Source organism: Polaribacter sp. IC073 (assembly GCF_007997075.1).
In the GTDB taxonomy this organism is placed as follows: Bacteria; Bacteroidota; Bacteroidia; order Flavobacteriales; family Flavobacteriaceae; genus Polaribacter.
This window is the reverse complement of the sequence record NZ_VORS01000002.1, coordinates 425,416-447,437: the sequence shown is the minus strand read 5'-3', so window position 1 is coordinate 447,437 and position 22,022 is coordinate 425,416. Positions and strand designations below refer to the sequence as shown.

Sequence of the window (22,022 nt, the reverse complement as noted above, 5' to 3'; positions counted from 1 at the left end):
AAATAAAAATATAAAATAATGAAAAGTAAAATTATTGTATTTATTCTTTTGGCAAATTGTGGACACATATTTGGTCAGGAATTAAAAGGGCGTGTGGTAGATGTTTTTAATGCCCCAATAGAAAATGCGTATGTTTTTAATGTTACTTCAAATGCACATACGCACTCAGATTTAAATGGAAATTTTAAAGTAACGAACTCTAAAACTGGAGATACAGTTCAAATAGGTATTTTAGGTTTTTAAAAACAAGAAATGATCCTTTCTAAAGATAATTTTAAAAATTTTATCGTTATTTTAGAAACTAAAATTTTTCAATTAGAAGAATTGGTTTTACGTGAAGAGATCAACGCTTTACAAACTATTTCTATGATAGATTTACATGTGAATCCTGTAAATAGTTCTCAAGAAATTTTAAGAAAAGTTCCTGGTTTAATTATTGGCCAACATGCCGGCGGTGGAAAAGCAGAACAGATTTTTTTAAGAGGTTTTGATATAGATCATGGTACAGATATTACACTTTCTGTAGACGGAATGCCAATCAATATGGTTTCTCATGCACACGGACAAGGGTACAGCGATTTACACTTTATGATTCCAGAAACCATTAAAAAAATAGATTTTGGTAAAGGTCCATATTACGCAAGCCAAGGTGATTTTAATACAGCAGGTTACGTTAATTTTTCAACAAAAAACAGCATTCAAAAAAACACAATCTCATTAGAGGTGGGGCAATTTAATTCTAAGAGAACTCTAGGGATGTTTAATATTTTAGAAAACAAAAAGAATGAAGATGCTTTTGTAGCCATTGAATATATTGAAAATGATGGCCCTTTTGAGTCGCCACAAAACTTTAACAGGTTAAATCTTTTCGGAAAATACAATACGTATTTAAACGGAAAAGGTAGAGTTACATTAACAGCATCGCACTTTACAAGTAGTTGGGATGCTTCTGGTCAAATACCAGAAAGAGAAGTCAAAAACGGAAATATTACACGTTTTGGTGCTATTGATGACACAGAAGGAGGAACTACTTCTAGAACTAATTTTAATGTTCAGTTACAAAAAGCATTGTCTGAGGAATCTATTTTAAAAACAAATGTTTTTTATTCTAAATACAATTTTCAATTATTTTCTAATTTCACCTTCTTTTTAGAAGATCCTATAAACGGAGATCAAATAAGACAATTTGAAGATAGAGATATTTTTGGAGCAAATGCAAAAATAATTTCTAATAAAGAATTTGGCGATGTGGAAGCAAAATTCACAAAAGGTATTGGTTTACGTTATGATTTAATTAATGACATAGAACTTTCACATACTAAAAATAGAAAAGAAATTATAGATAGAATTCAATTAGGGGATGTAAAACAAACAAATATGTATGCCTTTTTTAACTCTGAATTTCAGTTAGGTAAATTTAAAGTTTCACCGGCAGTTCGTTTAGATTATTTTAAATTTATTTACAATGATGCTCTGCAAACAGATTATGAAACATTAACTAAGAGTAAAGCAATTGTAACTCCTAAATTAAACTTTTTATATTCTCAGAATGATAATTTACAATGGTTTCTAAAATCTGGAATCGGGTTTCACTCTAACGATACAAGAGTTGTTTTACAACAAAATGCTGATAAAATTTTACCAAAAGCGTATGGCTTAGACTTTGGTAACATTTGGAAACCGACTAAGAATATGGTCTTAAATACAGCCGTTTGGTATCTATTATCTGAAGAAGAATTTGTTTATGTTGGTGATGCTGGTATTGTAGAGCCATCTGGAGAGTCTGAGCGTTTTGGTGTTGATTTTGGAGTAACGTATCAATTTACAGATTGGTTATTTTTTAATACAGATTTAACGTACACAAAAGCAAGAAGTTTAGAAAATATTAGCGGAGAAGATTACATTCCTTTAGCACCCGATTTTACAATAGTTGGTGGTTTGTCTGTTTCTAAATTAGGAAATTTTTCTGGTGGCCTACAATACAGGTTTGTTGATGATAGACCTGCAAACGAAGACAACTCTATCGTAGCAGAAGGTTATTTCATAGCAGATTTTAATATCAATTATAAAATGAAAGACATTACTTTAGGTGTCACTTTAGAAAATATTTTTGATGTTGCTTGGAATGAAACTCAGTTTGCAACGGAAACAAGATTACAAAATGAACCAAACTCGGTAGAAGAAATTCACTTTATACCAGGAACACCTTTTTTTGCAAAAGCAAGTATTACGTATACATTTTAGAAAAATATATAGACTTTAACCATGTTTGTTTTGGTTGATTTAGTTGGATGAAATGCCTGTTGCAATTTGTAACAGGCATTTTTATTTTGAAGTATTTTTAGTGCTCATATAAGGTTGAATATAAAGAGAGATAATTTTTACACACTAGCAAAATAATGTCTAATTCCTGTTAATATACTTTGTATTGTATATACAGGAAGTGTTAGCCCCATAGTTTTACTAATTACTGTAATTATATTATTACCAATTCTTTTTTACAAATGGTTTGCTGTTAGCAGAATTATACAAGTTATTACCATTACAAATAATACGAATACGGTAGTAACTGCTTGCGGTTCTATAGTGTATAAGTGATTGTCTGTCCATTAAAACAACTTCCATAATTGCACCAGGAGAAGCAATAGAAGGTATTACAATAGGAAATATAGTGACGTTTTTATAATCTGTAATTCCCTTTTTTTCTTCTTCGGGTTTACGATCTCCAAAAATTATAGTCAAAGCAAAAAGAAAAAAAATAAACCTCCAGAAATTTGGAAAGTAGCTAGAGAAACAGTCATTCTAAAATTAATTGTCCGATTATAATAAAAAATAAAAGAATACCAAAAGCAATAAAAGGCGCACGAATTGCAACTTTTTTCTTCTGTAAAAGATCTAAGTCTCTGGTAGCTTTAAGAGGGATACAGTTACGTTACCAATAGGGACTATTACAGTAAAAACAAAAAAGATAGTTGAAAAATAGCGATGGCACCTATTTAATTCTTTTTGCTTGTGTTATAAAAGACAAACCTTGCTGACCAATTGTAGAAGTCATTACACCTTCAAACAAAGGTTCAGAAGAATTTTTAGGTATCTTCCATTCAAAGATAAAGTTAGAACCTGTTCCGCCAGAAACATCAATTTCATCAATAATTATTTCTGTAGTTTCCATTGGAGCTAAAAAGATAGGGTAATCGAAATATTTTTGAATAGAGGTCCCATGAGTCCCATAATATTCTGCCCTTAAAATATAAATAGAATCAACATCACTTGTGTTTCTTAAACTGATCATTGCAGTAAGGTTATGCTTTCTGTGTTCTGACATGCTATAAATTTGAGAATAAATAGAAAGGTAAGATTTCCCGAACTCCAGCGAATCTTTTGTGCTGATATCTATGGCTCTTTTCTTCCAGTTTTCTGGGTTTACAGGACTAATTTCTTTCTTTTCCTTACAACTGAAGAGTGTAAAAATAAAGGCAATGATTAAATATTTTAGTTTCATTCTAAAGTGATTTTTCTAGTGTAAATAGGGTAATTCTTACAAATTGATTTCAATAGTGCTAAAAACCTTTGACGAAATTATATGTTTAAAGGTTTTGTGGCTAACCAAATTCTTATAAATCTAATAAGCGTTTTGCTGCATTAAAAGGAGTTGTTTTTCCGTTTTCTAAATTTAAAATCTCATTTTCTAACGCACTTTTAACTTTTATATTCTGATAAAAATTTGCTTTTAATTGTTGTTCAATAGTTGATAATAACCAGAATTTATTTTGATCGTTTCTTTTTTTATAGAAATACTTATTGTCTTTTGTTAGCGCAATATATTCAGTAATCATCGTATCAATCTTCTCAATTCCAGAATTATGCAAAGCACTTGCAGTAAGCACTTTTGGCTGCCATTTGCTTTCTTTTAAAGGATATAAGTGCAATGCTCTGTTAAATTCAACTTTCGCAATTTTTGCATTTTGTTTATTTTCTCCATCCGCTTTATTAATTACAATAGCATCTGCCATTTCTATAATTCCGCGTTTTATGCCTTGCAATTCATCGCCGGCACCAAATAACTTCAATAATAAAAAGAAATCTACCATAGAGTGGACAACTGTTTCAGACTGACCAACACCAACCGTTTCAATGATAATAGTATCAAAACCAGCAGCTTCACATAAAATAATACTCTCACGAGTTTTTTGAGCAACACCACCTAAAGAAGTCCCAGAAGGCGAAGGTCTTATAAATGCATTTTTATCGGTTACTAAAACTTCCATTCTGGTTTTATCCCCTAAAATAGATCCGTTGTTTACAGAACTACTTGGGTCAACCGCCAAAACAGCCACTTTTTTACCTTGTGAAGTTAAATGTTTTCCAAAAGTTTCTATAAAAGTGCTTTTTCCAACTCCAGGAACTCCCGTAATTCCTATTCTTACAGAGTTATTAGCATACGGCAAACAGCGTTCTAAAATTTCATTTGCTTTTTGTTGATGTTTCGCATTTGTACTTTCTACCAATGTAATTGCTTTGCTTAAAAAAGTAATATTACCTTCTAAAATTTTGGTAACATATTCATTCACAGAGTTTTGTTTAGCTCTATGTAATTTTATTTTTTCCGCAGAAGATTTACTGGTTGTTTCTGGTGATGAAACGCCGTCTTTTTCGTGCAGTGCAGAAGATTTTTTATCCATTGTAAAAGTTAATATGTAAATTTAAAGATAAATAATCACAAATTTTGCAACACTTCGAAAAATGTATCGTCTTTAGTATAACAAAGAAGTAATGAAACCAACCTAACAATTGCAGCAACCTATAATTAATCTTTGAAAAAAAAATATTGCGAAGTCACAAATGCAATTGTGTAATTTGTATTGTAATGTTACTTGTTGCAAATAGATATGTAAAAGACCGTTTTATAGCAGAAGATGTTATGCAAGGTGCATTTATTAAAGTCTTTAAAAATATTGAAAATGATAAGAGTCAAGTTGCTTTTGGTTCTTAGTTAAAAAGAATAGTAATTAACCAACGTATAAACTAATTAAAAAAAAATAAGTTAGAATTAGTTGCTATAAATGAGGATGTAATTACTGCGATAATAGATGATGATTGGTTATTAGAAAACACTATTTCTGTCGATGAAATTGTTAAGGATATTGAAAATTTAAAGGAAAAATAAAGACTGGTTTTAACCTTGTATTTATTAGAAGGCTAAGACCCTCAAGAAATTTCTAAAAATCTAAATATTACAGAAAACACCTCTAGAACGCAATTATTAAGAGAAAAAAACACCAGCTATACAGCAAGATATTAGAAAATATTTAAAGAACTATAAAGAAAATAAAATTATCTGCAAATCATTCAAATAAATTGAAGTTTTGTTGCAGCAAGAAATACATCAGCAAAAACCAAAAAAAAATAATTTTAAATGGCTTTCTACTGCAGCCTCTATTATTTTTTGTTCAGTTTGGCAATCAAATTTTATCCTACAGAAAACAAAGAAACACCTATAATAACAACAAAATAGATTCGTTTAGGAAGAATTTCTCCAGAATTTGACACTATTGAAAAGTATTATAAAAATAGTCTCAATCTAGAGATTAGTCAATTAAAAAGGACCGATGAAAATAAAATAATGATTGATGGATGCTTGGTGAAAATTGTAGAATTAACAAAAGAATACAAGTCGTTAACTCTAGAGCTCAATAAAAACCGAGTTAATGATGCAACTATAGCTGCATTGATATGTAATTTACAATTACGATTACAGCTTTTAAAACGTTTAAAAAAGCAATTAAAACAACTTAAAAACTTAAACGAAACACAATATGACACACAAGTATATAAGAAGGGACTCTTACTTTTAGCAATCTGTTTTTTAGGAAATATTTCTGCGCAAAAGTTCGATAAAAAAATTCACAGAAAATTTTACGACAAATAAAAATGTAGAAATTGTTATAAATGCATTTAATTCGGATATAAATGTAACGACCTGGTGAAAAAACGAAGTATAAGTAGCTGCTTTTATAGAAATAGAAGGATTGTCTAAAAAGGAAGCTAAAGCATATTTTGATAAATTGAATTTCGAAGCTTTAGAAAACAAGAAAAAAGTAAGTGTTGCTTCTAAAGGAAATAATGTTGCCGGACTAAATTTTTTGAGCATTATAATAATGACGAGCATATTGTACCAAAATCGAAAAAGAATGGGCGGAATTTAAAGAAAGCAAGAAGTACGAAGAATTAAAATAAGAACTTATAAATGTACGTTCTAGGATGAAAAATACTTTCATGAACGCTAAAAGTCAAATTAAAACAGAGACAAAAAGCAGATAAAAAAAGCGTTGGAAGAGGCAAGACTTCAAATAAAAAACATTGACAAAGAACAAATTAGAATAGGTTTACTAAGGGCTAAAGAAGCAGTAAAGAACATGAATTTTAATTTCAATACAAATTCGAATGATTTAACTATAAATGGTAAAAAGGTTAAAAATAAAAAAGAGAATAGAAATTAAAGTGTCTAAAGCAGCTACTTTTACTTTAAATACATGCCATTGTAAACTAACATTACCAAATACTGTTGCCTCTGGTAATCTTAAATATGACACTTTTAATACAAATAATTTGTTAGGAGGAAAGCTTACTGTAGCATATTCTCTGGTTACTATTAATAGTTTAAATGCGTGTACTTTATTTTTAAATAATGTAACGGATGCCAAAATGCATCTGTTACAACTACAACCTTAAGTGCTAATTCTTCTAATTTTAAAATTAGTAATGTAAATGAAAATGTTGCGTTATCAAATAAATTTGGTCAATTAATTATTAGTATTATCACATCTAATTATCAGTCTTTTAAATTATTGTTAGATTAAATAGAATCGGCAGTAAACATAGCTGAAACAACAAATTCACTTTATATTAGCGGAGATAAATCACCTTCATTTCCAAAAAAAAAATTCAATGAAACTGCTTCTTTCAGATTTAAAAGCAAAGGATATTAATGGTAATTTCATCATAAATACAGCTGATAATAAGTTTATGAATCAGGGAAAATATAGTCAGATTACTGTAAAAAAGTAACTTACAAATTTACAAAATTTCTAACAAATTCCATTTCTCTGTTCTTAATAAAGTGCCTATCTTTATCGGCTGTAATAAGTCACTTTTTTTAATGGAACGCTACAAAGAAAATCAATTAAAAGTATACAACTCTCTATCTAAAAAGAAAGAGGATTTTAAACCCATAACAGCAGGTTACGTAGGCATGTATGTTTGTGGCCCAACTGTATATAGTAATGCACATTTAGGAAACGTAAGAACTTTTATGTTTTTTGATATTGTGTACAGATATTTACTACACTTAGGATATAAAGTACGTTATGTTCGTAACATTACAGATGCAGGTCATTTAGAAAATGATGCAGAAGAAGGTGAAGATAAGATTGCTAAAAAAGCACGTTTAGAACAAATTGAACCGATGGAAGTTGTACAGCGCTACACGGTAGATTTTCATAATGTGCTTAAAAATTACAATTTTTTACCACCAAGTATAGAACCTACAGCAACAGGTCATATTGTAGAGCAAATTGAAATGATTAAAGAAATCATTGAAAAAGGTTTTGCGTATGAAGTAAACGGTTCTGTGTATTTTGATGTTTTTGAATATAATAAAAAAGAAAATTACGGCATTCTTTCTGGAAGAAAAGTAGAAGATTTATTACATAATACTAGAACTTTAGACGGACAATCAGACAAGAAAAATCCGCAAGATTTTGCACTTTGGAAAAAAGCAGACGAGCGTCATATTATGCGTTGGCCTTCGCCTTGGAGCGATGGTTTTCCTGGTTGGCATTTAGAATGTTCTGTAATGAGCACAAAATATCTAGGTGAAAGCTTTGATATTCATGGTGGTGGAATGGATTTGAAATTCCCACACCACGAATGTGAAATTGCACAGTCTAAGACATGCAGTGGTGTAACTCCTGTTAACTATTGGATGCATACAAATATGCTTTCTTTAAATGGTCAGAGAATGGCAAAATCTACAGGAAACTTCATTTTACCTAATGAAATTTTATCTGGAGAGAATGATATTTTACCAAAAGCATTTTCTGCAAGTGTAGTTCGTTTCTTTAACTTACAAGCCAATTATAGAAGTATTTTAGATTTTTCTGGTGAAGCTTTAGAGGCTTCAGAAAAAGGACATTCTAAATTAATGGAAGCGGTTCGTTTTTTAGATAAAATTGAAGCGAGTAAGACATCTACTTTTAATGTTAAAGATTGGGTAGCTACTTGTTATGTAGCTATGAATGATGATTTTAACACACCAATTTTAATTTCCCATTTATTTGAAGCTGTAAAAGTAATCAATCAAATAAAAGAACAAAAAGCAAGTTTAACTGCAGAAGATTTATTAGAATTTAAAGAAACTTTAAACGCGTTTGTTTTTGATATTTTAGGTTTGATGAATGAAAAGTTACAAGACAATTCAGGAAAAATAAACGGAGTAGTAGAATTGTTGATTAAATTAAGGAAAGAAGCAAGAGAAAATAAAGATTGGGCATTGTCAGATCAAATTAGAGATGAGTTAATTGAATTAGGAATTCAATTAAAAGATGGTAAAGAAGGCACAACTTTTTCAGTAAATTAGGTAGATAATTACGAATCATACATTATGAATTTTAAATTTTCGAGTAAGATTGTCATTTCGAAAGAGGAGCGGTTGAGCTTTCTCTTTTTAGAATTCTTAAATTTATAATTTTTGAAAAAAATACTTTCATTTCCATTTATATTGTTAGTTCGTTTTTACCAAAGCGCAATTTCACCATTTACACCTGCAACCTGTAGATACAGCCCTACTTGTTCACATTATACCATAGAAGCATTGCAAAAACACGGTTTGTTTTCTGGTGGTTGGTTGGCGTTAAAAAGAATATTTAGTTGTCATCCTTGGGGCGGAAGTGGTTATGATCCTGTGCCAGAGCGTAAAGAGTAATATAAAATGTCATTGCGAGCAAGAATGACGAAGCAATCTGTTTTTTAATTAGAAAATGCTTTATTACATTCGCTAAAAAAAAAGTAGATAGTATAAAGAATGTCTCCCTCAGGCATTGCTTAAATCAAAATATATTTTGATTGATTTTAGAAAATGCAGTTTTTCTAGAGGTTTATTAAAAATACATGAATACAAAATAGGTCTCGACTGCGCCCGACCGGACATAAAAGAATATATGAGTTTTTTAGCAATAGAGTGGAATCCTTCCTTGGGAATTGATTTAGGTTTTTTTGTAATTCGTTGGTACAGTTTAATGTTTGTAGCCGCTTTTTTATTAGGCTTAAGATTCATGAAGAAAATCTACATAGAAGATAAAATTCCTGTAGAAAAAATGGATCCATTATTTATGTACGTTTTTCTTTCGATGTTGATAGGAATGCGTTTAGGTGATGTTTTCTTTTACAGCTGGGACTATTATCAAAATAACTTATTAGAAATATTTTTACCCTTTAAAAATTCTGCAGAAGGTTGGAAATTTACAGGTTTTACTGGTTTTGCAAGTCATGGTGCGGCAATCGGTATTCCTATTGCCATGTATTTCTACGCTAAAAAACATTTAAACAAACCTTGGTTATTTATTTTAGATAGATTGGCAATTATGGTTGCTTTGGCAGGATTTTTTATCCGCTTTGGTAATTTTTTTAATTCAGAAATTTACGGAAAAGAAACAGGTTCTAGTTTTGGAGTAATCTTTAAAGCAGCAGGTGAAACAGCAGCAAGACATCCAACGCAATTATATGAAGCTTTTAGTTATTTAGCATTGTTTTTTGTAATGTGGCATTTGTATTGGAAAACAAATAAAAAACAACAAGTTGGTTTCCTTTTCGGGTTATTCATGGTTGTTTTATGGTCTTTACGTTTTGTAATTGAATTTTTAAAAGAGCCACAAGTGCAAGAAAGAGGAGAAGAATGGATTTTTAGTCCATTAAATACAGGCCAAGTTTTAAGCATTCCTTTGGCGTTAATTGGAGTTTGGCTAATGTTGAGAAAATCAAAAAAGGTAGCTTAGGTTTTTATGGAAAAATTAAAAAAACGTTGGGGAATAAAAAATAATTGGTCTATTGTAGCCATATTTATTGTTTTTGCAATTAATGGTTCTTTTGCTACATGGGTGGCAAAACCAATTACCAGTTTTTTAGGATTGAATCCTGAAACTATTTCTGGCTTTATTTATTGGCCGCTAAGAATCTTACTTATATTTCCTATTTATCAATTAACCCTACCCATTACGGGTTGGTTTTTTGGTCAATTTAAGTTTTTCTGGGCTTTTGAAAAAAAGTTTTTAAGCAGGTTAGGTTTAGGTTTTTTATTTAAAACTGAAGATTAATTTTCTATTAATTCTTCGTTTTTTCTTTTATTTATAACATAGCTATAGACCCACATAATTGTAAAGGTTGGTATAATATCTATAGGAAGAATTTCTTCTAAAAAGGATAGAATACCAGCAACTTTACCTTCTTTACCTTTGTACATTTTAACCATAATATAACCAGATAACGGAGCCCAAAGAAAATCTAGAAAAGGAATTGGAATCATTCCAATAAGATCTAAAATAATACTTGCCATCAATTTTTTATACTTTTTATTCATATAGTATCTTATTCAAAATTCTTGCCAAAAAAGATTGCTTATGCATAAAATTGAATAATTTAGCTAAAAATAGTCTTTTCAGGTGAAATTTAATCAGTTTAAAAATAAAATAACATCACTTAAATCTAAAAATTTAGGAGGTTTAGAAGCACAATTCAAACTAGCACCAGAACTTCGTTTAAGATACGATGCTGATAAAATCATAGCTAATAACCCAAGAAAAGCGGCTGTTTTAGCTCTATTTTATCCGAATGAAAAAGAAGAAACCACCTTTATATTAACAGAAAGAGCCAGTTATAAAGGCACACATTCTGCACAAATAAGTTTCCCTGGAGGTAAAAATGATCACATAGATATTAATTTGCAAGAAACCGCTTTACGAGAAGCTTTTGAAGAAGTTGGTGTGCTGCCAAAATCGGTTCAAATTATTAGAGAATTGACTGATGTTTACATTCCGCCAAGCAATTTTTTAGCAACACCATTTATGGGCTTTGTAACAGAAAAGCCAGTATTTACTGCTAATTATGAAGTAGAAACTACCATCGAGGTCTTATTAGAAGATTTATTAAATGAAACTTCACTAACAACTGTAAATTTAACAACTTCTTACATGGCTAATATAGATGTACCTTGCTTTAAGTTAAATGGTTACGTTGTTTGGGGAGCAACTGCAATGATGCTTTCAGAAATTAAAGAACTTTTAAAGTCTTAAATTTTGTGATTTGTTTTGTAGATTTGTTTTTAACAAAATATTTAAACATAATTAATAATGCCCTTATTTAAAAGAAATCCTTTTGGTCATATCTTGTTTTTAAAAAAGATGATTATTAGAATCTTTGGATTGATTTCTCATGGGAGATATCGTAAATTTAATAATTTACAGATAGAAGGTTCAGAAATATTGAGAAATTTACCAGATAATAACGTTTTATTTATCTCGAATCACCAAACTTATTTTGCAGATGTTGCAGCGATGTTTCATGTATTTAATGCTTCATTAAGTGGTAGAGACGATTCTATAAAGAATATTGGTTATATCTGGCATCCAAAATTAAATATTTATTTTGTGGCTGCAGGTGAAACGATGAAATCTGGTTTGTTACCAAAAATATTTGCCTATGCAGGTTCTGTTTCTATAGACAGAACATGGCGAAGTGCAGGTAAGAATGTAAACAGACAAGTTAAAAATTCTGATATATCTAATATTCAAAAAGCGATAAAAGATGGTTGGGTTATTACATTTCCTCAAGGAACAACTACCCCTTTTAAACCAATTAGAAGAGGAACTGCTCATATTATAAAAACATGTAAGCCTGTTGTTGTACCAATTGTAATCGATGGGTTTAGACGTTCTTTTGATAAGAAAGGCTTGAGTATAAAAAAGCGAAACGTGTTGCAATCTATGGTTATTAAAGAACCATTGGAAATAGATTATGAAAATGAAAGTGTTGCAGATATTGTTACAAAAATTGAATTTGCAATTGAACAGCACCCTTCTTTCTTAAAAGTATTATCTGTCAAAGAATTAGAAGAACTTACAGAAGAAGAAGAAGAATTAAATAAAAAACGTGAGTTTTGGAGTTCTTAATTTTTGTTTAGCCCAAACAATCTAATTTCTAGTCCAACAAATAAGCTGTATCTATATTTTAAATCTCCGTAAAGTACTTTTAAATCTGTTCTCTCTGTAAGTTGATTTAAAACACTTATTTTTAAACTACTAGTGATAAAATAATCTAGTTGTATAGAAGCAGACCAACTAAAAAGAGTATGTTCTTTTCGGTTGATAAACCCAGCTCCCAAAGAAGAAGTTGCATGGAAATTATAATCATTAAAAATATCCATAAAAGTAAAACCTGCAAAGCTCCCCAGTCTAGTATAAGGATCTGCTAATAATGCTTTTTCATATTCTAAACCATAAATCACAAAGCCTAACGGACGGTCTTTAGCTTCATATTTAACACGAGCAATAAGATCTAAAGTACCTGCTCTATTTCCTAACTGATCTCCAAAAACTAACAATTTAAAATCTTGATGTAAAGAAAAATTTATAGAATTTTGAGCACAAGTAATAGCACTACTCATTATAAATAGTAAGAAAAAGAGAGGGAATTTTTTCTTTATGATCATTAAATAATACATTAAGTGATGATAATTATTTAAAGATAGTTTTTATTTTTGAAGGTTTTTAGGGTATAATCTCCCTTTATTTTAAAATTGCATCAATAGCAATTATTTCTTTTTCAGAAAAAAGGGTGTTTTCAATGGCTTTTACACTGTCTAAAATTTGCTCGGTTTTACTTGCACCAATTAAAACAGAAGTAATCCGATCATCTTTTAAAATCCAAGAAATAGCCATTTGTGCTAAATTTTGCTTTCTACTTTCTGCAATTTCGTTCAATGCTTTAATTTTAGGAAGCATTTCCATCACTTTATCTGTTTTTAGATAACGCCCATCTTTAACAGCTCTCGAATCTTTTGGCAATCCGTTAATGTATTTATCTGTAAGCATTCCTTGTGCTAAAGGTGAGAAACAAATGGCTCCAACACCAGATTTTCCTAATAAATCTAACAAACCATCTTCTATCCAACGATCAAATAAACTATATCTTGGTTGGTGAATTAAACAAGGCGTTCCTAAATCTTTCAATATTTTAAATGCTTTTTCTGCTTCTTTTGGTTGATAATTAGACAAACCAATATAAAGCGCTTTTCCTTGTCTCACCATTAAATCTAGAGTACCCATGGTTTCTTCTAAAGGCGTATCATAATCTGGTCTGTGATGATAAAAAATATCTACATAGTCTAAACCCATCCGTTTTAAACTTTGATCTAAACTAGCAACCAAATACTTTTTAGAACCAAAATCTCCATAAGGACCTTCCCACATATCATATCCTGCTTTCGAGGAAATAATCAATTGATCTCTATATTTTTTAAAGTCTTTTTTTAATATTTTCCCAAATGTTTTTTCTGCAGAACCATAAGGAGGACCATAATTATTGGCTAGATCAAAATGCGTAATTCCGTTATCGAAAGCACACTTTAATAGATTTCTAGCATTATCAAAATCGTCATTTTTACCAAAATTATGCCACAAACCTAAAGAAATTTCGGGTAAAAGCAAACCGCTATTTCCTGTTCTTCTATAGTTCATTTTATTATATCTATCTGAATCTGCTTTGTATTTTGCCATAATTAGAGAATTACTTCTTTTAAAATAGTTATTGTTATAATATGCTGGTATTGTTGTCAATTTAAAGAAAATCAAAGGAACGAAAAAGCAATGATTTTACAATCTGTAGACTTCTTTTATTTATCTAAATTTAAGTATTAAACCAACGCTTCTTTTAAAATTGTGATTGGGTGTTTTGCAACACGTTTTGTACCATCAAAAATTTGATGCCTGCAACTTGTTCCTGCAGCAACAATTTCTGTTTCTATTGGCGTATTTCTTACTTTTGGAAACAAGGTGTCTTCACCAACTTGCATTGAAAGTTCGTAATGTTCTTTTTCATACCCGAAAGAACCTGCCATTCCGCAACAACCAGAATTAATAATGGTTACTTTATAGTTTGCTGGAATATTTAAAATCTGAAAACTTGCATGCGTTCCAGACAATGCTTTTTGATGACAATGTCCGTGTATTTTAAGTGTCTTCGCTTCTGCGGTAAACAGCGAAGTATCTAAATCACCTTTTTCAACCTCTTTCGCAAGAAACTCTTCAAAAGTAAATATATTTTCCGCTATTTTTTCTGCCGATGCTTTATCGTCTGCTAACCGAATATATTCATCTCTAAAGGTTAGAATTGCAGAAGGTTCTATTCCTATTAAAGGTGTTTCTGCTGTAATAATATCTTTAAAAGTTGCTACATTTAGGTTACAAACTGCTTTTGCTTGTTTTAAAAATCCTTTAGAAATAAAGCTTCTTCCAGATTCTTCATGAGCTATAATTTGTAAGTTATACCCTAATTTTTCAAAAAGAGAAAAGGCATCTTTTCCTATTGCTACATCGTAAAAGTTGGTAAATTCATCACAAAATAAATAAACAATTTTTTTATGGGTAGATTTTGGCTGTTTTTTATACCAGCTCTTTAAAGTTTTCGAAGCCAACTTAGGCACACTTCTTTTCTGTGCAACGCCCATGGCTGCTTTTGCAAAAGGAGTATTTAAAATAGCATTTGTTAGGGCAGGAGCAATGCTACCTAATTTGTTGTATTTTACATTGTTGGCAAACAATTTACTTCTAAAAGAATAGCCGTTTGTTTCTTGATATTGATATAAAAACTCTGCTTTCATCGTGGCAATGTCTACGTTACTTGGGCATTCAGATGCACAGGCTTTACAACTTAAACACAAATCGAAAACATCTTTTAATTCTTTGTGATTAAATTTATTTACTTCGTCTGAATTTGTTAAAAATTCACGTAAAGTATTTGCTCTTGCTCTTGTAGTATCTTTCTCGTTTTTGGTCGCTCTGTAACTTGGGCACATCGTTCCGCCAGCTTCTACAGGTTTTCTACAATCGCCAGAACCGTTGCATTTTTCTGCCAACTTTAAAATTCCTTCACTGTCAGAAAAATCTTGAATGGTTGCTATTTCTGGTTCAATTCTATCAATTTCATAACGCAGACTTTCATCCATCGCAAAAGCATCAGTAATTTTGCCTTGATTGAACACATTGTTTGGGTCAAAGGCTTTTTTAATACGTCTTAATAATTGATAATTCTGTTCTCCAATCATTAAAGGAATAAACTCTGCACGTACAATTCCGTCTCCATGTTCTCCTGAAAAAGAACCTTTGTATTTTTTAACCAACAGCGCCGTTTCAGTCGTGATTTTTCGAAATAACACAACATCTTCTTTCTTTTTTAAGTTCAAAATCGGACGTAAATGTAATTCGCCAGCACCTGCATGTGCATAATACACTGCATTTTGTTTGTAATTAGACATTATTTGAGTAAACTCTGTAATATAGTTTGGTAAATCTTCTAAAGCCACCGCCGTATCTTCAATACATGCCACCGCCTTTTTATCCCCAATCATATTTCCCAAAGCACCTAAACCTGCCTTTCTTAAATAATGAACTTTTGCAATGTCTTTTCCGTATACTTTTGGATGGTAGTACCCGAAGTTATTTTTATCTAAATCTGCAATTAAATTATTTGCTAAAACTTCTGCTTCTGCAAGTGTGTTTGCAGAAACTTCTAACATTAAAATAGCTTCTGGATCTCCTTGTAAAAAGAAACGATTTTTAGCCAAATCTCTGTTGTTCTTTGTACAATCTAAAATGGTTTTATCCATTAATTCGCAATTGTACAAATTATGATTCATGGCAGTTACCGTAGCTAATAAGCTTTCATTAATACTTGTAAAATGCGTACACACCATAATACTTTCAGCTGGAGGTAAAGCATCTAATTGTAATGTAATTGCTGTTGAAAAAGCCAAAGTACCTTCACTACCAGCTAATAATTTCGCAACATTTATGGTTGGTGAAGTTCCGCCAAATAAATCGGAGATTAACAATTCATCTACCGCATAACCTGTACATCTTCTATGAATGGTTTCTTTCGGAAACTCATTTTTTATTTCTTGCTGATTTTTTTCGTTAGAAAGTTCGTCAAAAATACTTTTATAAATTTGTCCCTCTTGGGTATTTTCTTTGGTTTTATTGATGAATGCTGCCGACGTAATTTCTTTAAAAACAACCGAACTTCCGTCACTTAAAATCGCATCAATTTCTAACACTTTATCACGGGTAACGCCGTATTTTATAGACGTACTTCCAGAAGAATTATTACCAACCATTCCGCCCATCATACAACGGTTAGATGTAGAAGTATTCGGGCCAAAAAACAAGCCGAAAGGTTTTAAATACACATTTAGAGAATCTCTTACAATTCCTGGCTCTAATTTGATGGTTTTTGCGGCTTCATCAAAAGAGATCATGTTCGTAAAATGTTTAGAAACATCTACCACAATTCCGTCTCCAACACATTGGCCAGCCAAGGAAGTTCCAGCGGTTCTTGGTATCAGCGTAATTTTGTTTTTTGTAGCAAAATAAATTAATGTTTTTAAGTCTTTTGCATCTTTTGGAAACGCAACAGCTAACGGAATTTTTCGATATACAGAAGCGTCTGTAGCGTATAAAGTTTTGTGTAAACTATCGAAAAGGACATCACCAGAAAGTGATTGATGAAGTTGTTCTAAAACTGTATTTTGAATCATTTGAGTTGTGTAAATAAGAATTCTTTACACAAATATCTGAATAATAAAATAAAATTAAACCCTTAATAAACTTCTTTCGTTATTTTTATGGATTCTTTAAAAAATGCTTTCAAAAATTGATGATTTAAGAGGTAGAAAAAAGGATGCTTATAAATCGATGCTATTTATATTATTATCCCTTTTCCTAGGTTTTAAAAAGTATCTTTGCCAAATAATATGAGGTTTTAAAATACCTTTTATAAGTCAATTTTTAAACGCACGATTTGCAAATTTTATTTATCTGCAATTCGTTATAATGCCACAATACATGAATTCTGATATCCAAATAAACAAACCAACACCAATTGTTCCTGGAGACGATTTAATAAAATTTGAAAGTACAACAGACGTAAGAGAAACCATTTACGCAATGAAAGAAGGGAAATCGGTTTTGATTACTGAATTTTATAGCAACGGAATGTTACTTTTAAAAGAGTTGCACAAACATTTAAAAAATAGGATGCCAAATAAGACGTTTTCAGAACAACGTGCCTATCGTGCAGCATATCATCAGCTTTCGAACCAGGTTTTAGTGAAAATTAAGAAACACGAAGTTGTTTTAAAAAAAGCGCCTAGTATTGGTTGGTTAGAAAAATTGTATCCAGATAATAACAGTTTTTTCTTAACGTTTCCGCAAGTTCAAGGTCTAAACAGTGCTTGGCAATGGTTTACAAACGGAATTAAAGTACCTGTTTTAAGAAATAAAATTCATCCTTTTTATGGTACGTATTTTCCAACGCGTTTCGATCATTTAATCTTGTTCGATAATTGGTTAAAGCGTTATGAAGGGCCTAAAAAATCTGCGATAGATATTGGTATTGGTAGTGGTGTGCTTTCTTTTCAATTGGTACAACATGGTTTTCAGAAAGTATTTGGTACAGACACCAATCCGAATGCAATTGTTGGTTTACAAGAGTTTATGGGCGATACCAAATTGTCTCGTAAAATTGAATTGTTTTACGGAAACCTTTTTGCTACGATAGAAAAAGAAGCAGAACTAATTGTTTTTAATCCGCCTTGGTTGCCAGCATCATCTCCAATAGAAAATATAGACGAAGCTATTTATTACAATAAAAACTTGTTTCCAAAGTTTTTTGCTGAAGCGAATAACCGCTTATCGAAAGATGGAAAATTAGTGGTGTTGTTTTCTAATTTGGCAGAAATAACGAACGTTTCTAAAGAACACCCAATAGAAAAAGAATTGGCAAAAGGTGTCCGTTTTAAATTAGAAAAATGTTTAAAGAAAACTGTAAAAACCGCTTCTGATAAAACAAAACGAAATCAGACTTGGCGTGCTGCCGAAGAAGTGCAACTTTGGGTTTTAACTAAGGTATAGTTTTTAATATATAAGATATAAAAAATAGGGAAGTGGAAACTTCCCTATTTTTTTTGTGAGTAATTAAAGTTGAATTAATTATATGTATTCACTTTCTCAGATGGTTCTTCCTTAATAGAGGCCTTAAATTATATCCACCACACTAACGCCATTGCTTTTTTTAGTAATTTGTATTTGCGTAGGAATGCGTTCTTTTAAATTTTCTACGTGAGAGATAATACCAATTATTTTGCCTTGAGATTGTAAAGTTTCTAAAGTAGAAATTACCGTTTCTAGTGTGTTTTTATCTAAAGTACCAAAACCTTCATCAATAAATAAAGAGTCAATTTTTACGTTTTTACTCGCTAAATCAGAAAGACCTAAGGCCAAAGCCAAACTAATAATAAACTTTTCACCACCACTAGACGTGTCTACCAATCTTGCTTGATCTGTTTGATAATGGTCTATTAAATTAAAATTAAGTTCTTCTTTTGGCTTGTATTCATCTTCCATTTTTAAAGAATAGCGCTTATTTAACTTGTACAAATGCACATTTGCTAAATCTAATAATTGTGTTAAGGTTAAACGCTGTACATAGACATTAAAGGCATCTTTCGAGTTTCCAATAATCTTAAATAATTCTCGCCAAATGGTGCAAATTTGTTCTTGTGCCTCAATTCTTTTGTAAACTTCTAAATTTCTGTTTTTAATTTCTTGATCTTTTCTAAAAGCTTCTACTATTTTTCCTTTTTCGGTAGATAATTGATCTCTTTTTAGTTTTAAATAATTCGAAGCCAATTTACTTTCGGCCTCCGAAGTTTCAAAGTTATTAGTTTTGTTTAAAGCTGCTTTTGCTTTTATATTTTCGTCTTTCAAGGTTTTTAACTTGAGTTGATTCTCTTTGATACGCTCTTTATTCTCTGCATATTTTAATGCAAGTTCTTTGGGTAATAAGGCTTTTCCAATGCTTTCTATAGTTTCAAAATTACTATTTTTCATTTCAGAAAATAATGCTGCTTTTAAAGTCGCTATTTCCTGAATTAAAACCTTTTGTTCTTTGTTATTTTGAATTTTTAAAACCTCTCTTTCTTTTTGAGAATCGAGTAATTTTTGGATGGCTACTTTACTATTTTCTAACTTCTTATTTGCTTTCTTGTCGATTAATTGTAGCTGCTCTCTTTTTTGTGCTACCGAAACCTCAATAGGCAAAATAGCAATTCGTTTTGTTTTTAACGCAATAGATTTTAGATTCGCATCGGTGATGGTTTTACGGCATTCTGCTTCCGTTTTAGCATGTGTTGCAAGTTGTTTGGTAATATTACCCGATTTTGTATGAATAACCGTCAACGTTGCTTTTAATGCATTTACCTCTTGCTGTTTTTTATGAAAATTAGCAATTAGGTTTTCTATTTCTTTTATGAATACAGTGGTGTTGTCAACTGCTGGTACTTCATAATTAAATTTCGATAATTTTGTTGTTAAGTCGCTTTCTAAATCTGTACAAATTTTAGTTAACTCAACCATCGACTTCTCATTCATTTCAATTTCTGCAGTTGTGTTTTTAATCTTTTCTAAAAGCGTAGCAACCGTTTTTTCTAGCTCACCAAAAGACTCATTTTGTTCTTTAAAAGTAGCCGCTAAAGCATCTTTTTTAGCAAGTAAATTTTGAGTCACTTTTATCTTTTCAGCAATCAATTTTAAGTGCTCAGAAACGGTTTGTAATTCAAGAACTATCTTCGTGGTATTTCTTAGTTCGCAATCTATAGGTAGTTGCGTTGCTTTTTGTTGAAGTGCTTTTAATTCCTCAGAAATAGAAGTAGTTTGTTGTGTGAAATTATGAATGCTTGTGGTTAATTTGACTTCCGTTTTCTCTAATTCAGCTTTTGAATCTGTCAGTATTTTTAAGGCGTTTTTTCGTATTTGTAATTCTAGTTCAGATTTAGAAACACCAATAACGTTTAAATGTTCTGCAAACGGATGTTCTTCAGAACCACACAAACTACACGCTTCACCTTCTACTAAATGCTTCCGGTCGTCTTCATATTTAGAAATACTTCTTTCTAAAGTTAGAATTTTATCTGCATCTAAAACCGATTTCTCTTGTGTTGCTATTTCTTTTTTTAAGTCTTCAAGTTGTTTTTTAGTCCTTTTTAAATCCGAAGAAAACAACTTCTTTTGTACTGCTATTTTTTGAAGTTCTTTCTCTTCTTTAATGGTGAGTTCAGAAAGGCCTTGAAGTTGTTTCCAGTTCGTTTCTGTTGCAGATAGTTTCTTTTCTTCCGCTAAAATTGTGGTTAGTGTATTTTTAGATAGTTGTGTTGTAATAGTTGAAATTGCTTTCTCTATTATTTTTTTTTCTCCTATTTTATGATCTAAATTCTTCTTATTTTCTTGTAAACGGGCAGTAATATCTAGAACTTCTTTCTTTTTTTGAACACTAAATTCTGACGCTGTTTTTAGTGTTTCCTTATTCGCTTTTAAAGAAGTTAAAGTACTTGCCCAATTAGATATTTCTGTTGCAACTTCTTTTAAGAAACTATTTTTTGCAATAAAAATTTCTTCGTTTTTAATTTTTGAAGTGGTTTCTGTAAGTTCTCTTGCTAAGTTTTTTTCTTCAACTTTTAACAAGGAAATTTCACGCGTTAGCGTTTCTAAGCTTTTGGTTGCTTTTTGGGTATGCTGAATTTCATTTTTTAATTCGCTATCTAAGTTGGTTATTAAATCAAATTTTGGCAACCAAGCATCAAATTCTTTACCTGAATTAATTAATGTCGTTGCTTCCTGTTTTATGTTAATTTCTATACGCTCAATTGCAGGTTTCAGTTGTGCTAATTGTTTTTCTAATGTTTTTAATTCAACGGATTTTTCAGTGGTTTCTTTTTCTGTTCGATTTAAATTCTGAATTAATTCTTTAAACGGAGTCGCATTTTCATTTGCAGCTAACAGGTCTAGTTCTTGTTTATGATTCTCAATAAAAGTACTTAAAGATTTTGCGTTCTGATCTAAGGTTTCAGATTTCGCATTCAAATCTTGATATTTCAAATACCAATCTAACACAAACTGAACCGATTTGATGTCCTTTTCAGTTTGGATGATATTCGCATCTAAAACTTTGTCTTTTTGAGACAGTTCAATTTTATTTTCTTCTGTTAAAATATCATCAGAGTTAATTCTCGCCTGAATTTCTTTTAGCTTTTTTTCTTCCTCAGATTTTCTATCTAAAATACCCTGTCCGATTTTTTTATAAATCTGCTCGCCTGTAATTTGTTCTAATAACTTCCCTTTTTCTGGCCCTTTGGCAGTTAAAAAAGAGGCAAATTCACCTTGTGCAAGCATTACAGATCTTAAAAATTGATTGTAATCTAACTGTGTAACATTAATAATTTCAGTAATTAAAATCCTTTTTTGAGTCGCTAAAATAGTGTTGGTCGTCAGGTTTTTTAAACTTACTTCCTCTTTCGCATTTTTATATTTTTTTCCTGACTTGTCTGCAACTCTTATACCCCAGAAAGCTTCATATAAAACGCTGTTATTTTCGAAAGTAATGCGACTAAAAGCATCGTTTGCACCGTGACTTACCACGTCCAACAAAGTCCCTTTTGTATTGTTAAAACGAGGTACATTATGATACAATGCAATGGTTATGGCGTCTAAAACAGTGGTTTTACCAGCACCAGTTGGCCCTGTAATTGCGTACAAACCAACATCTTTAAAGTGTTCATTTTCAAAATTGATTACAATAGGGAAATCAGATTTTAATGAATTTATATTTTGGAGTTCTATTTTTAAAATTTTCATAGCGACCTA

The 22,022-nt window shown here is 30.8% G+C and carries 19 protein-coding genes and 1 pseudogene; 12 read left to right on the top strand and 8 right to left on the bottom strand.

The window, feature by feature from the left end:
• Positions 1-18 precede the first annotated feature (18 nt).
• Positions 19-2,244 (top strand): annotated as a pseudogene (locus ES045_RS04815) (TonB-dependent receptor plug domain-containing protein).
• Between the two features lie 240 nt (positions 2,245-2,484).
• On the opposite strand, the gene ES045_RS16780 reads toward ES045_RS04815, so the two are convergent.
• From ES045_RS16780 to meaB, 3 genes are all read right to left on the bottom strand, one after another.
• Complete coding sequence (locus ES045_RS16780; protein ID WP_317131297.1) at positions 2,485-2,742, bottom strand: hypothetical protein; 258 nt, start codon at positions 2,740-2,742, stop codon at positions 2,485-2,487.
• A 250-nt stretch (positions 2,743-2,992) separates the two neighbouring features.
• Positions 2,993-3,502 (bottom strand): DUF3124 domain-containing protein, encoded by a 510-nt coding sequence (locus ES045_RS04805; RefSeq protein ID WP_147113216.1) that lies wholly within the window; start codon positions 3,500-3,502, stop codon positions 2,993-2,995.
• A gap of 112 nt (positions 3,503-3,614) precedes the next feature.
• Positions 3,615-4,682, bottom strand: a complete 1,068-nt coding sequence (gene meaB / locus ES045_RS04800; protein WP_147113214.1) for a methylmalonyl Co-A mutase-associated GTPase MeaB — start codon at positions 4,680-4,682, stop codon at positions 3,615-3,617.
• Between the two features lie 185 nt (positions 4,683-4,867).
• Here meaB and ES045_RS16575 point away from each other — a divergent pair, with 185 nt between their 5' ends.
• The 8 genes from ES045_RS16575 to ES045_RS04765 all read left to right on the top strand — a co-directional run bounded on the left by ES045_RS16575 (position 4,868) and on the right by ES045_RS04765 (position 10,370).
• Positions 4,868-4,993: a sigma factor gene (locus tag ES045_RS16575; protein ID WP_223267184.1), complete on the top strand. Its 126-nt coding sequence runs from the start codon at positions 4,868-4,870 to the stop codon at positions 4,991-4,993.
• A gap of 630 nt (positions 4,994-5,623) precedes the next feature.
• Positions 5,624-5,929, top strand: coding sequence for a hypothetical protein (locus ES045_RS04790; protein WP_147113212.1), 306 nt, complete (start codon positions 5,624-5,626; stop codon positions 5,927-5,929).
• A gap of 100 nt (positions 5,930-6,029) precedes the next feature.
• Positions 6,030-6,206 (top strand): hypothetical protein, encoded by a 177-nt coding sequence (locus tag ES045_RS16330; protein WP_189663032.1) that lies wholly within the window; start codon positions 6,030-6,032, stop codon positions 6,204-6,206.
• A 253-nt stretch (positions 6,207-6,459) separates the two neighbouring features.
• The gene (locus ES045_RS04785) at positions 6,460-6,732 is read left to right on the top strand and encodes a hypothetical protein (protein WP_147113210.1); all 273 of its coding nucleotides are present in this window, start codon (positions 6,460-6,462) and stop codon (positions 6,730-6,732) included.
• 427 nt (positions 6,733-7,159) lie between these two features.
• Positions 7,160-8,638: a cysteine--tRNA ligase gene (gene cysS, locus ES045_RS04780; RefSeq protein ID WP_147113208.1), complete on the top strand. Its 1,479-nt coding sequence runs from the start codon at positions 7,160-7,162 to the stop codon at positions 8,636-8,638.
• A 111-nt stretch (positions 8,639-8,749) separates the two neighbouring features.
• Positions 8,750-8,983, top strand: a complete 234-nt coding sequence (gene yidD / locus ES045_RS04775; RefSeq protein ID WP_147113203.1) for a membrane protein insertion efficiency factor YidD — start codon at positions 8,750-8,752, stop codon at positions 8,981-8,983.
• 235 nt (positions 8,984-9,218) lie between these two features.
• On the top strand, positions 9,219-10,052 hold the full coding sequence (gene lgt / locus ES045_RS04770; RefSeq protein ID WP_147113198.1) for a prolipoprotein diacylglyceryl transferase: 834 nt from the start codon (positions 9,219-9,221) through the stop codon (positions 10,050-10,052).
• A gap of 6 nt (positions 10,053-10,058) precedes the next feature.
• Positions 10,059-10,370: a DUF6787 family protein gene (locus tag ES045_RS04765; RefSeq protein ID WP_147113193.1), complete on the top strand. Its 312-nt coding sequence runs from the start codon at positions 10,059-10,061 to the stop codon at positions 10,368-10,370.
• Here ES045_RS04765 and ES045_RS04760 read toward each other — a convergent pair.
• Positions 10,367-10,633 carry a hypothetical protein gene (locus ES045_RS04760; protein ID WP_147113188.1) on the bottom strand — a complete coding sequence of 89 codons (267 nt, stop codon included), beginning with the start codon at positions 10,631-10,633 and terminating at the stop codon, positions 10,367-10,369. The two genes, ES045_RS04765 and ES045_RS04760, sit on opposite strands and share 4 nt — an antisense overlap.
• 82 nt (positions 10,634-10,715) lie before the next feature.
• Between ES045_RS04760 and ES045_RS04755 the strand changes: the two genes are divergently transcribed.
• Both ES045_RS04755 and ES045_RS04750 read left to right on the top strand, forming a co-directional pair.
• Positions 10,716-11,345 (top strand): NUDIX hydrolase, encoded by a 630-nt coding sequence (locus ES045_RS04755; RefSeq protein WP_147113183.1) that lies wholly within the window; start codon positions 10,716-10,718, stop codon positions 11,343-11,345.
• 57 nt (positions 11,346-11,402) lie between these two features.
• Positions 11,403-12,221, top strand: a complete 819-nt coding sequence (locus ES045_RS04750; protein WP_147113180.1) for a lysophospholipid acyltransferase family protein — start codon at positions 11,403-11,405, stop codon at positions 12,219-12,221.
• On the opposite strand, the gene ES045_RS04745 is transcribed toward ES045_RS04750, so the two are convergent.
• The 3 genes from ES045_RS04745 to ES045_RS04735 form a co-directional block, all read right to left on the bottom strand.
• Positions 12,218-12,760 (bottom strand): hypothetical protein, encoded by a 543-nt coding sequence (locus ES045_RS04745; protein WP_223267183.1) that lies wholly within the window; start codon positions 12,758-12,760, stop codon positions 12,218-12,220. The two genes, ES045_RS04750 and ES045_RS04745, sit on opposite strands and share 4 nt — an antisense overlap.
• A gap of 76 nt (positions 12,761-12,836) precedes the next feature.
• Positions 12,837-13,826: an aldo/keto reductase gene (locus tag ES045_RS04740; protein ID WP_147113174.1), complete on the bottom strand. Its 990-nt coding sequence runs from the start codon at positions 13,824-13,826 to the stop codon at positions 12,837-12,839.
• Positions 13,827-13,963: 137 nt separating this feature from the next.
• Positions 13,964-16,861 carry an FAD-binding and (Fe-S)-binding domain-containing protein gene (locus ES045_RS04735; protein ID WP_147113171.1) on the bottom strand — a complete coding sequence of 966 codons (2,898 nt, stop codon included), beginning with the start codon at positions 16,859-16,861 and terminating at the stop codon, positions 13,964-13,966.
• Between the two features lie 307 nt (positions 16,862-17,168).
• Here ES045_RS04735 and ES045_RS04730 point away from each other — a divergent pair, with 307 nt between their 5' ends.
• Positions 17,169-18,236 carry a methyltransferase gene (locus tag ES045_RS04730; protein ID WP_147113168.1) on the top strand — a complete coding sequence of 356 codons (1,068 nt, stop codon included), beginning with the start codon at positions 17,169-17,171 and terminating at the stop codon, positions 18,234-18,236.
• Between the two features lie 123 nt (positions 18,237-18,359).
• Here the strand turns inward: ES045_RS04730 and ES045_RS04725 are convergent, their stop codons facing one another.
• Positions 18,360-22,013, bottom strand: coding sequence for an AAA family ATPase (locus tag ES045_RS04725; RefSeq protein ID WP_147113165.1), 3,654 nt, complete (start codon positions 22,011-22,013; stop codon positions 18,360-18,362).
• Between the last annotated feature and the right edge of the window lie 9 nt (positions 22,014-22,022).